Origin of the sequence: Micrococcus sp. HOU01 (assembly GCF_035609305.1) — a bacterium.
GTDB lineage: Bacteria > Actinomycetota > Actinomycetes > Actinomycetales > Micrococcaceae > Micrococcus > Micrococcus luteus.
In genome coordinates, this window is the sequence record NZ_CP141211.1 from 877166 (window position 1) to 890651 (window position 13486).

A 13486-nucleotide genomic window follows, 5' to 3' on the forward strand; every position below is an offset into this window, starting at 1 on the left:
CTCCCCGTGCCGGCCCTCTCCACAGGTGGCCATGGAAGCCGTGCGCACAGCTCACATGGGGCCTGTCACTGCGGTTCGGCGTCCGTGTACTCCCGGTGGAGCGCCTCGATGTCCGTCGTCCTGAAGCGCGACCAACTCAAGCCCAGCAGCGCACCGCCCGGGACGGCCCAGACGATGAGCGCGAAGAGCGACTCGGTGCCCAATGCCCCGGGGGATGACGGGACGAGCAACAACAAGAGGAACAGGACAGCGATCAGGGCGCCGGTCATGCCCAGGATCTTCAGTCCGGCGGAGGGAACCATCGCTTCCGCCGACCGGATCCTGCCGGAGGCGAGGGAGATGACGAAGATCGAGGCGAAGAAGTATGCGACGGTGATGCCGGCCGAGGTCATGTCCACGAGCCAGCTCAGGGCGGCCCTGCCGAACCACGGGGTCGCCGAGCACAGTGTGGCGATGACCAGGATGGAGAACACCGGGGTGCCGGAGGTCCGGGACAGCGAGCGGAAGGCCGGTGGGATCATCTTCGCTTCGCCCATGGTGTACAGCACCCGCGAGGATGCCGCGATGAATCCGTTCAGCCCGGTCAGCACGCCTGCGGAGACCGCCACCACCACCAGAACCATGGCCATGGGGCCCAACAGGTCCGTGAGCGCCTCCGCCGGCGGCCAGGCGCTGTCACTGTAGTCTGCGGCCCGAGAGGACACCGCGATCGCCGTCACCAGGGACATGAGGACGTACACCACCGCTGCGGTGACGATGCCCGTCACCATCAGCCCGACGACCTTGCGCGGGGCGAAGCCGAATTCCCCGGCCATCTGCGGGACGGTGTCGAACCCGATGAAAGCCCACGGCGCGATCGCGAGGATGACGAAGACGCTGGTCAGCAGCGACTGGCCCGGGGGAACGGCTGCCGGCAGCTCGATGTCCTGGGTCAGGAAGGCGTGCACGGCTGACGCTCCGAGGACGGCGATGCAGGTGAGCATGGTCACGACCGCCTAGAATTGGAACCGGCCGGAGAATTCCACCCCCTTCATGTTCAACAGGGCGAAGACCCAGATGAACAGGATCGAGACCAGGACCTCCGCAAGGTAGACCTCCCAACCTGCGACGTCGAAGAGCTTGCCGTGGGAGAGGAGCCCCGGGAAGGTTACACGGAAGATCAGGGTGACCGCTGAGGCGTTCATGGCGACGATCCCGGTGTACCCCAGGGCCAAAGCTGGCGATGAATCCGGGGATCCGTCCGGCCGAGAAGAGTGCGAAGAGCACCCCGCCGCCGGTGCGGGGAAGGGCTCGGATGGCGGTCGCGTACACCAGACCGACCACGGGGATGAGCACGGTGGCGACGCCGAAGCCCAGGACCACCCCGGCGAGCCCGGCGCCCTGCAACCAATCGAAGGGCAGGACGAAGGCCCCCCACCCCACCTCGGAGCCGATCGCCAGGGCGAACACCCAGGCGGGAGTGGGCCCGCGGCGGAGTGTGCGTGGAGATGTCCCGGTCGGCGCCGGTCAGCGATGGGCGGTCATGAGGTTCCTCGTCTGGTCGGCTCTGAGGCGGGGGAGCGGGTCAGCGGGCGAACGTAGAGTCGCGTGCGGCGTCGAAGCGCTCCCAGAGCGCGTCGTCGATCTGGGCGCGTGTCATGCCGTCGAAGCGTCCCGCGTCGGCCAGGCGCTGTGCCTCCAGCTCAGAGAACTCGCCCAGCCGCTTGGCCGGAACGCCGCCGACGATGGAGTCCGGCGGCACGTCCTTGGTCACCACAGACCCGGCGGCGATGATCGCACGCGGGCCGATGCGCACGCCGGGCAGGAGCACAGACCCGGAGCCGATGAACACGTCGTCCAGCACCTCGATGCAGTCTTCATTGACGGGAAGTCGGACGCCGTTCTTCCTGCCGATCATGAGATTGATGACGTCGTGCGCCACGAAGGTCACGCCGGAGGCGACGACGATGTTGTTGTGAAAGCGGATCAGGTTGGGATCGTAGGGCAGGGCGCGCGGCTGGAACCACACGTTCTCGCCCATCCCGCGGACGAGGCCCTTCCTGCTCATGTACCGGGCTCGGTCACCGCCGCTGATGATGAACATGAACCGGCCCTTCCTGAGCATTCGGGAGAGCATGCGGAGCTTGGACATGGTGATGTGGCCCTATCTCTCCGGAGTCAGATGGGGTAGTCGCCCGACGCGCGCCGGCGCGACGACCCGCGGCGTGACGCGTTGAGCCCCTCCACGCCGGCGGTCTTTGAGCAGGAGCGCGACGAGCCAGGTGCCCAGCAGGACGGCCAAGGTGACCGGGGACAGCACGTCGGCGAGGAAACCGGAGGCGCTGCCACGAGGTGCGAACACGATGGCGGGGATGCTGAGCAGGCGCATGGTGTTGGCCAGCACCGAACCGGGGACGAAGGCGTCGATCCAGGCCACCAGCAGTCCGTAGGACACCGCGACCAGAAGGACGCCAGCGTAACCGTAGTCCGCGAACCCCTCGGCGAGGAAAGACGAGCCCACCCCGCGTCCGGTGAGGTAGAGGTCCCCCAGGGTGATGTAGGACAGCGAGTGACTCAGGGAGGTGCCGGACTGCGCGTACTCCACGGTGTTGCCGGCGAGTCCGCCGTCTCCCCCGGAGATCAGCCGGAGGATTCCCTGGCTGGCGAATGTCATGAGGTAGTGGCCCTCCGGCAGCCGTGACTCGTAGAGGAGACCGTACTCGATGACGTTGAGACTGGAGCCCTGTCCGTAGAGGAATCCGGACAGGGTGTCGCTTCCCTCGGCGCCGTCTCGGTTCGCCCCGACCAGGAGGAAGACGGGGACCAGAACGATCACCGCCGCGCCTCCGATCAGCATCAGCCGGCGCAGCGGGATCAGCGTCGTGTCCTGATGACGGGCGCGATACACCAGGTAGGCGAAGACCATCAACAGGAAGGTGCCGAAGTCGCCGCGGTCGCCGGTGACCATGATCAGGGCCTGCACGGTGAAAGCGGTGGTCAGCACGACCCAGGTTCGCCGTCTCGACGCGAGGGCGGACAAGAAGACACAGAAGGCGACGGTGTTGGCGAAGTTGCCATAGGCGGTGACGGAGGCGAAGCCACTCTGCCCGCTGACGTAGAGGCCCGTGTAGCCGGCCTGGCTGGCCGTGCGGACGTTGGTGACCAGATGGGCGAGCGCGAAGGGCAGGGTCGCCCAGTACGCGAGCTCCGCTGCGGAGGCGAAGCGTTCTCCGAACTGCCGCCGGGCCTCCTGGCGCGCGGCCGATCGTGCCCGTCGGCGACGGCGGGCGAGGAGGGCGACGATCGCCCGGGGGTACAGGAGATACCCGGCGACGATGCCGAGCAGACCCAGGGACAGCGTGAGAATCAGGTGGTCCTCGACCTCCGCAGACCAGCCGAGGCCGTCATAGCCGAAATAGCCCATCATGATGGGCTTGCCCAGCAGGAAGAAGGCGTACGTCGCCAGCAGGGCCAGCAGCATGATGCGGTCGCGGATCCGAGCGGATGCGAAGCCGACCGCCACGATCCAGAGGCTCACCGGTATGGACCACGCCCGCATCTGCGGATCGATGAGCACGACCGCAGCGAGCACCAAGACCGCCACCGCGAGCGGGACGATCAAGAGTCCGGCACCGCCGGGGGTGGCGGGAGGTACAGAGTTCCGGACGCTCTTCACGGGTGCTCCTTCGTCGGCCGTGCCACGTCCGAGGCGACCTCGGCTGGCTGAACGCGGCGGTCGAACTGACGGGTGATGGCCAGGGTCATGACGAGCATGCACATCAGGGCCGCGGCCATGATCCACGCCATGACCTGCACCCGGGGGAGCAGCGGGAGCGTGCTGGTCGTCAGGAAGATCAACGGCGCGGCCGCGTACACCACGGCGAAACCGAACAGCCACCCCTGACGCTCCGTGGTGACGTACACGTTGGCCAGCGGCGAGGTGAAGGTGTTCATGAAGAGCCACGGCATCAATGCCTGGGCGATCAGGCCCGCCTGGCCCCACTGGTCTCCCAGGAGCACGGGGAACAGCCAGGGCGCCAGCCAGTAGAAGACCAGGAACACCGGGGTGGCGACGAAGCCCAGGCGGATGAGCAGTCGCTTCACCAGCGGCGTCAGCTCACCGGGACGGGCGCGGGCCATGAGCGGCAGGAACACCTGGGCGATGGCGCCGCGGATCAGGTAGACCGGCGCATTCGTCGCCTTGTTCGCCAAGGAGTACTGCCCGAGGCCGCCCAGGGCGATGTTGCCGATGAGGATGTTGATCCCGGCGTCCCGGACGGCGTCCACCAGGACGTTGGGTGCATTGAGCAACGGCATCTTCTTGTAGCGCACCGCCATCTCCCGGATCGCGGGGGCGTCCACCGGGAGCGAGGTGCGCAGCTCCGGAACCCGCCGGTTCAGGATGATGAGGGTCACGACCTGCCCGACGAGCATGCCGATCAGCAGCCCCTCGAATCCCCCCACCAGGGGTGCGCAGACCAGCTGAGCCGTCAGCATGAGCGCTGCCGCAAGCATCCGGTTCTGTGCGATGAGGCCGAACTGTTTCATCCGGATCAGCCAGCCCTGCGTGTTCATGATCTGCGCCATCGCGTAGACGATGAGCGCGGTCACGGTGAGCCAGATGCCGAAGGACGGGTTCTCATAGTGCTCGCTGACCAGCCGATGGGCCAGCAGCAGGATGACGGCGAGGACGACGCAGGTCACCAGGATGATCCGGGAGGCCAGCCGGTGGACGGTGCGCGCGGCCGACTGGCTCTCGGGAAGGACGATGGCGATGTCATAGCGCAGCGCCGCGACCATCGTCCCGGCGAGCACGATCGACTGGGCGATCGCGAAGAGCCCGAAGTCTGTGGGCGAATAGAGGCGCGCCAACGGGATCATGCCGACGATCGTGATCAGCTGGGCCATCGTCGTCCCGGACAGCACGGTGAGGACCTGGCGCAAGAGCCTGCCGTCGCCGACGGCCTTCCGCCGGGCACGCTGGAGTAAGGACGCCGCGGGACGCGGAGTTCCTTCCTGGTCTGGTCGAGGCGTTCGCAGTGGCCGGGGTCGACGAGTCACGACAGCATCTTCTCGACGAACTGCCGATAGTTCCGGTCGGAGTCGAAGTGCGTGCTCCACGTCTCCCGGGCAGCCGCCGACCGACGGGCGAAGGCATCGGGAGTCATCCGGGCGAAGTCCTCGACTGCGTCCGCGATCTCCCGCGGCATCGGATTGGCTGAGATGAGTCGGCCGTTCACGCCGTCGGAGACGATCTCCCCGGTGCCGCCGACATCCGTGGCGATGGTGGGGAGCCCGCAGGAACTGCTCTCCATGATGGACACTGGCAGTCCCTCAGAGCTGCTGACATTGATGAACACGTCGTGCCGTCCGGAGCGGTAGGCCTCCAGGATCGCGTCGTTGCGGGTCCAGCCGTGGAAGGTGGCGGAGACGTGGCCCGGCAGGGTCGAGGCCATGGCGCGCACCCGGTCCATGTCCGGGCCATCCCCGTAGTGACTCCATTCGACCTGGACGGTGTCCGAGACCTCCCTCAGTGCCTCCACGAGGAGTTCGAGTCGCTTGACGGGTGCCACTTCGGAACAGGAGACGAGCCGGAGCACCTGAGACGAGGAACGCGGCGGGCGGACCCCATGGTCCTCGGTCCCGAGGTAGGACACCTTGATCTTCGACACGAAATCCGGATGCCGCGCGCGGAGGTACTCGGCCCCGGCCTGTGACACGCTGTGCAGTTCGTCGAGAGCTCGCAGGTTGATCTCGCGGCCCGGCAGGTAATCCGTGGGCTGGCGCTCTTCGAAGAGATCGATGCCGTGGGCACGCCCGATCCGTCGGCTCGACGGGAATTTCGCTGCCAGTCTGCTCATCAGGTACGGCTGGTAGAGGAAGCGGTAGGCGTAGAAGACGGTTTCGTCTGAGGCGCTCGGTGTGATGTTGTCACGGATGAAGCGCCCGATCACGGACGCCTCGTGCTCGGCGCGGCTGAACTGGGACAGTGCCTGAACGGCTCGCGCCACGGTGAAGCGACGGTCTCTGAGGAGCTGGCGAAGCTCAGTCATGAAGGCACGGGACACCAGAGCCCTGGGCGAGACAGCGGCGTAGAACAGGGGGGACTTGAACGGGACGGGGACGACCGTCACCTGCTCGAGCGGGAGGTCCCGCCGAAGATCCCTCTGATGTTTGCGGATCGACAGCGAGAAGATGTAGACCTCGTCGAAGGCGTTTAGGTAGTGGCATTCCCGCATCAGGTACGGTTCCTGCTTCCCGTAGGGGAAGGAGTTGGCGAAGAGCAACAGGCGGCGGGTCATCGGCGGCCTCCCTCGATGGGGCCGGTGGGCGTCTCGCACACCGACGGGACCTGAGGAGTGGTCATCGCCTGAAGAATGTTCAGGGCCGAGTCCTCGAGGGTGTGACGGGGGGCGAAGTCGTACTCCCGACGCAGCAGTCCGGAGTCCAGCCTGAGGGTGCGGTCGTCTCCGGCGGAGGGTTCCCAGTCGATGCGCGGCTCGTGCTCCGTGTGCGTCCGGACGACGTCCGCGACGGTCTGCGCGATGTCCCGGAGTGTCCGGGGGGCGCCGCCACCGATGTTGAGGGCCGTAGAGCCCTCCGGGGGGCCGGCCAGGGCCACGACGATCAACGCCCGAGCGGCGTCACGGACGTCCATGAAGTCGAACACCTGATCCCCGCCCTGGATCGAAACGGGCTCACCGGCCAGAAACCGGGCGATGAAACGATTGACGATGCGCACGTCGTACCCGGGTCCGATCAGGCTGGACATCCGCGCATTCACCAACACCTGCGGTGCCAGGACCAGCTCGGCGGCGAGCTCCATCGCGTACTTGCCGGTGGAATAGGGCGTGTCGCACTCGATCGGACTGCCCTCGTCGGCCGGCTCGGTGCGGGCCTGGGAGTAGACGCTCTGGGAGGAGACGTTCACGAAGCTGTGCAGGTCGACGTCGTGGGCCGATCGGAACAGCCGGGTCAGGTACTCCAGCCCGTCGGCCATCGCCCGGCCACCGCGGTTCCAGGGGAACGCGCAGTTGATGACGACGTCGCCGTCGCGCAGGAAGCCTGCCTCGAGGAGCCGCGTCCGCGGGTGGACCTGCGGGAAGCGCCGCAAGGGGGGGTAGGGGGCGCGCTCCAGTTGCGCTGCCAGTTCTCCGTCCGTCTGCGAGCTGACCGCGACGACGTCGTGATCCGTCTCCGCGAGCAGCTCGCGCACCACGCTGCTGCCGAGGAACCCACCGGCCCCGGTCACCACAAAGCGCATGTCTCTCCGTCCTTCGTCGTCTGCGGCCCGCTCACAGGACACATGCGTCCAGGTCCCGCGGCGGCATGTCCGGGTGGATCACCATGGATGCGCCGTCCGCGTCCCGGACGTCGATCAGCTCGTCGACCCGGCGCATCGTCTGACGCAGAGAGTCCAGGGAGTCCGCGACGCCGACGGTCCGCACCGCCACCTGCCGCAACTGGCCCCAGCCCTCCTCCGGCAACGTCTCACCGGCGTCGATAGCCGCCACGGTGGACAGGATGCCTGGCAGGGCGGCGACGTCGTCAAGGCCCATCACAGAGCCGACCGTCCCCGGACGGATCAACGTGGACACGTTGAACCCGTACCCGTGATGTCGCGGCTCGGCTAGAGCCGCCAGATCGGGCTCGCCCATCGTGCCGGTGAGGGCGAAATGGATCAGCATGGACAGCGGGTTGTACCCGCACAGCTCCTCCACGACGCGGTACTCCTGGGTCGGCGTCACCCGATAGCCGATGTCATAGGTGTGGAACACACCCTCGTGGATCAGCCCCTGCATGAACATGATGCCGTTTCGCACCCCGGCAGAGCGCATCATCGCCTGGACGGACGGCGCCACGTCCGCCAGGTACGTCGGCAACAGCGAACTCGGCGAAGAGTACGCCACCGGTAAGCGGTACCGGTCCTGCGGGCCGAAGTCGTGCATATGCCGGTGCCACATCAGCGAGACCCGGCAGTCACCGTCCTGGAACACCCAGTAGACGGTCGCCTCCGGGCCGGGCAGGAACCGTTCGATGACGAGATCCTGTGTCCAGGAGTAATCCAGGGCCACGTCGAGGCCGCTCTGGAGTTCGGACTGCGATGCCACCACGCTGATGCCGCGGGAGCCGCTGCCGTCGGCAGGCTTGACGATCAGCGGGAACGCCTCCTTCGGAATCGTTCCCGAGGTGGCGTCCTGGACGGAGTACCCGGTGATGGTGGGCACCCCGAACTGCTCGAGCATGGCCTTGTAGCGCCTCTTGTCCGTGAACAGCCGGATCTGGTCCACGTTGGCGTAGCACGGCACCTGCGCCGCTGCGCAGATCTCCGCGTAGGTGGCCAGCCAACGGTCGGAGAACCCCGCGAGCACGCCGTCGACACCCTCTCGGCGGATGAGCTCGACGACTGCGTCGACGTCGCTGGTGCTCACGTCGAAGTGCTGGTCTGCGGCGAGCTTGGCGGGAGACTGCTCCGGGGTGTTGTAGTCGGTCACGATCACGTGGACGCCGAGGCGATGCGCCTCGTCCACGATCTCGATGGACTTGCGGGAGCCATCCAGCAGCAGCAGCTTCTTGCCGGCCAATGGCCTGGCGTCCAGATCCATGGTCACCCCTCCCGCCGAGCGTCCGCGGAGTTCGACGTCAACAGGCCGTGACGCTCGAGCACCGTGTTGAGGGCCCAGTCCGGCAGGGCGACAGTGGTGATCACCGTGCCATCGGCGTCGTATCCCATGAAGGAGCCGCGCGTGGAGGACCCGCGTGCCTTGTTCTGGCGCCGGTCCAGAGCGGTCTGCAGGACGCGCCAGATCAGCCAGGCGTCGGTCTTGAGCGAGACGTTCTCCACGTACCAGCAGTCGTTCTCGAACTGGTCGTTGTAGGTGATCGGGCCCTTCGGCGGACGTGGGGGAGGGCACTCCAGTCCTGGCTTGACCGCCAAGCGCTGGCGGTGGCGTCGACTGAAGCGCGCCACGTACTCGGGCACCAGCGGGCGGGGGCCGATCAACGACATGTCACCTTTGAAGATGTTCCAGAAATTCAGAAGCTCGTCCAGGGAAGCCCGCCGGATCAGCCGCCCGGTCTTCGTCACGCGCAACTCGCCGAGCAACGGCTTGCCCTGGTCGTCGTAGGCCTCTCGCATGGTGCGCAGCTTGACCATCCGGAACATCTTGCCGTGCTGGCCAGGGCGCTCCTGAGTGAACAGCACCGGCAGGCCCAGCTCCTTCAGTGTCACCAGGCACAGCGCGCCGACCACGGGCGAACTCAACAGCAGGGCGGCCCCGGAGACGGCGACGTCGAGTGCTCGCTTGCCGTGCCGAGTGTAGAACGAGTCCCGCGGCGTGACCGGCGGGTGCAGCTCGTCGACCCGCGCGAGGTTCGCCCGCCGCAGTTCGTCCGCGACCTCCCAGCGCAACTTCTGGTTGAGCGCGGCGAAACGCTCCTGGTAAGGGGAATCAGGCGACAGCACCGGTGCCTCCTTCGCTCGTGGCCGCGATCTCAACGAACTTGCCGGCGACGACGTCAGGTCGGCAGCGCAGCCATGCGGGGTCAGGCTCTCTGCCGAGCGTCCAGGCCACATAACATTCCGGCACGCGAGCACCGGCCATGTGTGAGAACGGGTAGCCGCCACCGAACCGGGGGTTGATGTCGATCACATAGATGTCACCGGAGGCGTCCACGAACACGTCCACGTCGATCGTCCCCGGGTGGGGGATCGCCTCTGCGATGCCGCGAGCGATGGACTCGAAGGGGGCCGCGTCGACGGAAACGGCGCGGTCTGTCTCACCGCTGCGCATGGCGATTTTGCGTCGCGCCAGGACGCCGGCATAGCGGCCCTCCAAGTCACAGACCACATCAAGGCCGTACTCGACGCCGTCGATCCGCTCCTGGATCACGATCAGTTCAGCAGGCGGGACCTCGCCTTGCTGCAGTGCGGGCACCCCCTGACGAGTTGTGACCTCGCCGGACGCCTCCTCGAGCGCCCCGGGAAGTCCGGCCCGGTCGACGAACCGCAGCCCACGCGACGCGCTGCCGTAGCGGCCCTTGGTCACGAACGGCCCGGCCGCCTCCTCGACTGCGGGGGGAGCTGTGCCCAGCCACGTCACCGGAGAGGGGACGCCGGCCTTGACGAGGGCCTGGCTGGTGGCGAACTTGTCCTCGACCAGGCGTTGGGCGTCGGCGTCAAGGCGTACGAGAGGTGCCCAGGCGCGGTCCTCGGGAAGGGTCGCCCAGGTCGAGAGCTCGAAGTCGTTGATCGAGACGGCCAGGTCGATGTCGTGCTCGACCAGGGTCTGGCGGAGCCACGACGCATAGCCGGGGTCCACCACCCTCGGCGCCGAGACGAAGCCGTCGGCAAACGGCCGTGACGGGGCGTGGGCGTCGACGTCCGCCGCGAGGACTGCGCCATCCACGCCGTTCGCCTTCAGGGCGTCGCGGAACCAGCGCACCAGGTAGGGCCTTCTGCCCACTGAGGAGAGAAGGATCCTCATGCTCGGTTCTCCAGGAACGAGGTGATCGACTCCACGACACGACTGATGCTGGATTCGTCGAGCACCGAACCGCTGGGAAGCGACAGCCCGGTGGTGAACAACCGCTCGCCGGTGCCGTCCGTGAACGCGCGACGCCCAGCGAAGACCGGCTGGAGGTGCATGGGCTTCCACAGCGGCCGGGCTTCGATGTCCTGGCCGGCGAGGTGGACTCGGAGATCCTCGGCGGTGAACCCTGCCGTGCCCGGGTCCACCAGGATGGAGGAGAGCCAGAAGTTGTCGCGCGTGGGACCGCCGTCGACGCCGGACGGCTCGCCGAACATCTCGACACCGGGCACCGCGGCGAACAGCTCGCGGTACCGGATCCGCAACGCTCGACGGCGCTCGATCATCTCCTCGAGCCGGTTCAATTGCGCCCGGCCCAACGCGGCGAGGATGTTGGAGAGGCGGTAGTTGTAACCGATGTCGGTGTGCTCGTAGTGGACGACCGGCTGGCGGGCCTGGGTCGCGAGGTAGCGGGTGCGTGCAGCCATTTCCTCGTCGTCGGTGAGCAGGGCGCCACCGCCCGAGGTGGTCATGATCTTGTTCCCGTTGAATGACACCGCGGCGGCCACCCCGTAGGCAGCCGACTGCTTCCCGTCTCGGGTCGCGCCGAGGGACTCAGCGGCGTCGGACAGCACGACGGCGCCGTGATCAGCGGCGATCCGACCAATGGTGGCGTGATCGGCGGTCTTGCCGAGCAGGTCGACGGGGACCACCGCCTTGATCTCATGGCCTTCTCCGCGGAGGGTGGTCAGGGCCTGCTCGAGCAGGGCGGGGTTCATGTTGCCGGACTCGTCAGCGTCGACGAACACCGGCTCGGCACCGGTATAGGTGATGGCGTTGGCCGTCGCAGCAAACGTCAGCGATGACGTCGGCACCAGATCGCCGGGACCAACCCCGAGGTTGAGCAGTCCCAGGTGAAGAGCCGCCGTCCCCGAGGACAGAGCGACTGCGTGGGCGCGTCCGGTGTATTCCGCCAGCTCGGATTCGAGGGCGTCCACTTCGGGGCCCAGGGGCGCGATCCAATTCGACCGGAAGGCTCGGACGAGGGCGTCCTCCTCGGCCTGCGTGACATCTGGGGACGAGAGGAAGATGCGGTCGGTCACGGGCGTGCTCCTGACTGGTCGAGTCCTGGTGTCTGGGCGTCGTCAGCGCGTCCGACGGATGGCTCATCGTCGATCATGGCCAGGATCGACTCTCGATCTGAGGGCAGCTCTGCCACCACGACTGGATCCAGGTCGGGGACCTGCACCTCGCTGATCATCGGATGCTGGCTGGTTGCCTTCGCCTCGGCATTGCTGAACAGCACCTCATGCATCTTCTCGCCAGGACGCAGGCCGGTGAAGTGGATGTCGATGTTCTGCCCGGACTCCGCAATCATCCGCTCGGCCACGTCCAGGATCTTCACGGGCTGGCCCATGTCCAGCACCAGCACCTCACCGGGATTGCCGATCGCGCCGGCCTGGAGCACGAGCTCGCAGGCCTCTGGAATGGTCATGAAATAGCGGGTCACGTCCGGGTGGGTGACGGTGACCGGGCCGCCCTTTTCTATCTGATTCCGGAAGGAGATCAGCACCGATCCTCGGGAGCCGAGGACGTTGCCGAAGCGCACTGAGAGGTATGGCAGGTCATACGTGGTCGCGTGCCAGGCGGTCAGGCGCTCAGCCAGGCGCTTGGTGGCGCCGAGCACACTGGTCGGCGCGGCGGCCTTGTCCGTGGAGATGTTCACGAAGCGCTGCACACCGACCGAGTGGGCGGCCTGCAGGACGTTGCGCGTGCCCAAGACATTGGTGCGCCACCCTTCCAAGGGGAACCGCTCGAGCATGGGCAGGTGCTTCAGCGCGGCAGCGTGGAAGACAACCTGTGGCCGGTGGTGTTCAAAGACGGCCTGCAACGCCTGCTCGTCACGGATGTCGCAGAGGATGATGTCATCCGTGTCCAGGAGGCCGTTGCCGTAGATGTCCAGCTGCACGCCGTGCAGGGCGGACTCGTCTCGATCCAGCAGGAGGAGTTTGGCTGGACCGAGACGATGCAGCTGGACTGCCAGCTCCGAGCCGATGGAACCGCCGGCGCCGGTGACCAGCACGACCTTGCCGGAGACGTAATCCGAGATAGCGGAGATGTCCGTGGAGATGGGCCGTCGGCCCAGCAGGTCAGTCACGCTCAGATGGCGCAGGGACCCGAGCGTTACCTTCCCGCCAACCATCTCGCGCAGCGGTGGCACGACGACGAGGTCCAGCCCTTCCTCGGTGCACATGCGGCTGACCCACTCGACGTGGTCGGCATCGGCGTTGGAGATGGCGTAGATCACAGCCTCAGCGCCCAGTTCACCGGCGACTTGAGCCAGATCCTTGCCCTTGCCGCGCACCCCGAGGCCGTGGATCCGCAGCCGGGACTTGCCCTTGTCGTCGTCTAGGAACCCCACGATGCGATAGGGAGGTTCTTCGGCTTGGCGCATCAGCTGTGAGACCTGGTGACCGGCGTTGCCGGCGCCGTAGACGATCGCAGGCACGGAAGCCTCCGTGGCAGCTCGAGGCCGGCTCGACGACATATTGCGCGCAAGGAAGCGGCCGGCCAGCATGATCACCAGGGCCAACGGCGGCATGGTCAGCGCCACGCCGCGGGGGAAGGCGGGGGTCGCCATGCTCATGGCGAGTCCGATGCTCAGTGCGATGACGCAGACGATCACAGCCGTCCACCCGGCGTCGGAGAAGCTGCCCACTCGGTGGCGTCCGAGATAGACCTGAGTGACCAGGCCCGCGGCGCATTGGAGCACCACCGCGATGACGGTGAAAGCGATCACTCGATCCCACTGCTCGGGTGACAGCCCGAAGTCATAGCGGACCACCAAGAAGGCCAGCAGCGCCAGGATCCACGACACGCTGTCCCAGATGATCAGCAGCGCGTGTCGCGCCAGAGGTGGAAGCTGTGGGCGTGCTGGTGCCTCGGCACTCACATTCATCATGCACATGCTTTCGTCG

At 67.0% G+C, this 13486-nt stretch carries 12 protein-coding genes; all 12 read right to left on the bottom strand.

Annotated elements, in window-relative coordinates; genetic code table 11:
• Nucleotides 1-65: 65 nt before the first annotated feature.
• The 12 genes from SOY78_RS04155 to SOY78_RS04210 all read right to left on the bottom strand — a co-directional run bounded on the left by SOY78_RS04155 (nt 66) and on the right by SOY78_RS04210 (nt 13476).
• A complete protein-coding gene (locus tag SOY78_RS04155; protein ID WP_260843502.1) occupies nt 66-983 on the bottom strand; it encodes an APC family permease in 918 nt (305 codons plus the stop codon).
• A 12-nt stretch (nt 984-995) separates the two neighbouring features.
• Nucleotides 996-1184, bottom strand: a complete 189-nt coding sequence (locus SOY78_RS04160) for a hypothetical protein (RefSeq protein ID WP_144825596.1) — start codon at nt 1182-1184, stop codon at nt 996-998.
• 380 nt (nt 1185-1564) lie between these two features.
• Entirely contained in the window at nt 1565-2020 is a 456-nt protein-coding gene (locus SOY78_RS04165; RefSeq protein WP_324701835.1) for an acyltransferase, read from the bottom strand.
• A 123-nt stretch (nt 2021-2143) separates the two neighbouring features.
• Nucleotides 2144-3655: an O-antigen polysaccharide polymerase Wzy family protein gene (locus tag SOY78_RS04170; RefSeq protein WP_324701836.1), complete on the bottom strand. Its 1512-nt coding sequence runs from the start codon at nt 3653-3655 to the stop codon at nt 2144-2146.
• Complete coding sequence (locus SOY78_RS04175) at nt 3652-4923, bottom strand: oligosaccharide flippase family protein (protein WP_041103305.1); 1272 nt, start codon at nt 4921-4923, stop codon at nt 3652-3654. The genes SOY78_RS04170 and SOY78_RS04175 overlap by 4 nt, the downstream gene beginning before the upstream one ends.
• Before the next feature lie 113 nt (nt 4924-5036).
• On the bottom strand, nt 5037-6281 hold the full coding sequence (locus tag SOY78_RS04180) for a glycosyltransferase (RefSeq protein ID WP_324701837.1): 1245 nt from the start codon (nt 6279-6281) through the stop codon (nt 5037-5039).
• Nucleotides 6278-7243, bottom strand: a complete 966-nt coding sequence (locus SOY78_RS04185; RefSeq protein ID WP_324701838.1) for an NAD-dependent epimerase/dehydratase family protein — start codon at nt 7241-7243, stop codon at nt 6278-6280. The genes SOY78_RS04180 and SOY78_RS04185 overlap by 4 nt, the downstream gene beginning before the upstream one ends.
• Before the next feature lie 31 nt (nt 7244-7274).
• Complete coding sequence (locus SOY78_RS04190) at nt 7275-8585, bottom strand: ATP-grasp domain-containing protein (protein WP_144825591.1); 1311 nt, start codon at nt 8583-8585, stop codon at nt 7275-7277.
• A gap of 2 nt (nt 8586-8587) precedes the next feature.
• Complete coding sequence (locus tag SOY78_RS04195) at nt 8588-9445, bottom strand: sugar transferase (RefSeq protein ID WP_324701839.1); 858 nt, start codon at nt 9443-9445, stop codon at nt 8588-8590.
• Nucleotides 9432-10424 (bottom strand): ATP-grasp domain-containing protein, encoded by a 993-nt coding sequence (locus SOY78_RS04200; RefSeq protein WP_324701840.1) that lies wholly within the window; start codon nt 10422-10424, stop codon nt 9432-9434. Before SOY78_RS04200 ends, SOY78_RS04195 begins: the two co-directional genes overlap by 14 nt.
• Before the next feature lie 38 nt (nt 10425-10462).
• The gene (locus tag SOY78_RS04205; RefSeq protein WP_324701841.1) at nt 10463-11611 is read right to left on the bottom strand and encodes a DegT/DnrJ/EryC1/StrS family aminotransferase; all 1149 of its coding nucleotides are present in this window, start codon (nt 11609-11611) and stop codon (nt 10463-10465) included.
• Nucleotides 11608-13476 (bottom strand): polysaccharide biosynthesis protein, encoded by a 1869-nt coding sequence (locus tag SOY78_RS04210; protein WP_324701842.1) that lies wholly within the window; start codon nt 13474-13476, stop codon nt 11608-11610. Before SOY78_RS04210 ends, SOY78_RS04205 begins: the two co-directional genes overlap by 4 nt.
• Nucleotides 13477-13486 lie beyond the last annotated feature (10 nt).

What these genes read in the sequence shown, in the direction of transcription:
- SOY78_RS04155 (WP_260843502.1), bottom strand. Translation starts at nt 983, where the DNA reads ATGCTCACCTGCATCGCCGTCCTCGGAGCGTCAGCCGTGCACGCCTTC.
- SOY78_RS04160 (WP_144825596.1), bottom strand. Translation starts at nt 1,184, where the DNA reads ATGAACGCCTCAGCGGTCACCCTGATCTTCCGTGTAACCTTCCCGGGG.
- SOY78_RS04165 (WP_324701835.1), bottom strand. Translation starts at nt 2,020, where the DNA reads ATGGGCGAGAACGTGTGGTTCCAGCCGCGCGCCCTGCCCTACGATCCC.
- SOY78_RS04180 (WP_324701837.1), bottom strand. Translation starts at nt 6,281, where the DNA reads ATGACCCGCCGCCTGTTGCTCTTCGCCAACTCCTTCCCCTACGGGAAG.
- SOY78_RS04185 (WP_324701838.1), bottom strand. Translation starts at nt 7,243, where the DNA reads ATGCGCTTTGTGGTGACCGGGGCCGGTGGGTTCCTCGGCAGCAGCGTG.
- SOY78_RS04190 (WP_144825591.1), bottom strand. Translation starts at nt 8,585, where the DNA reads ATGGATCTGGACGCCAGGCCATTGGCCGGCAAGAAGCTGCTGCTGCTG.
- SOY78_RS04210 (WP_324701842.1), bottom strand. Translation starts at nt 13,476, where the DNA reads ATGTGCATGATGAATGTGAGTGCCGAGGCACCAGCACGCCCACAGCTT.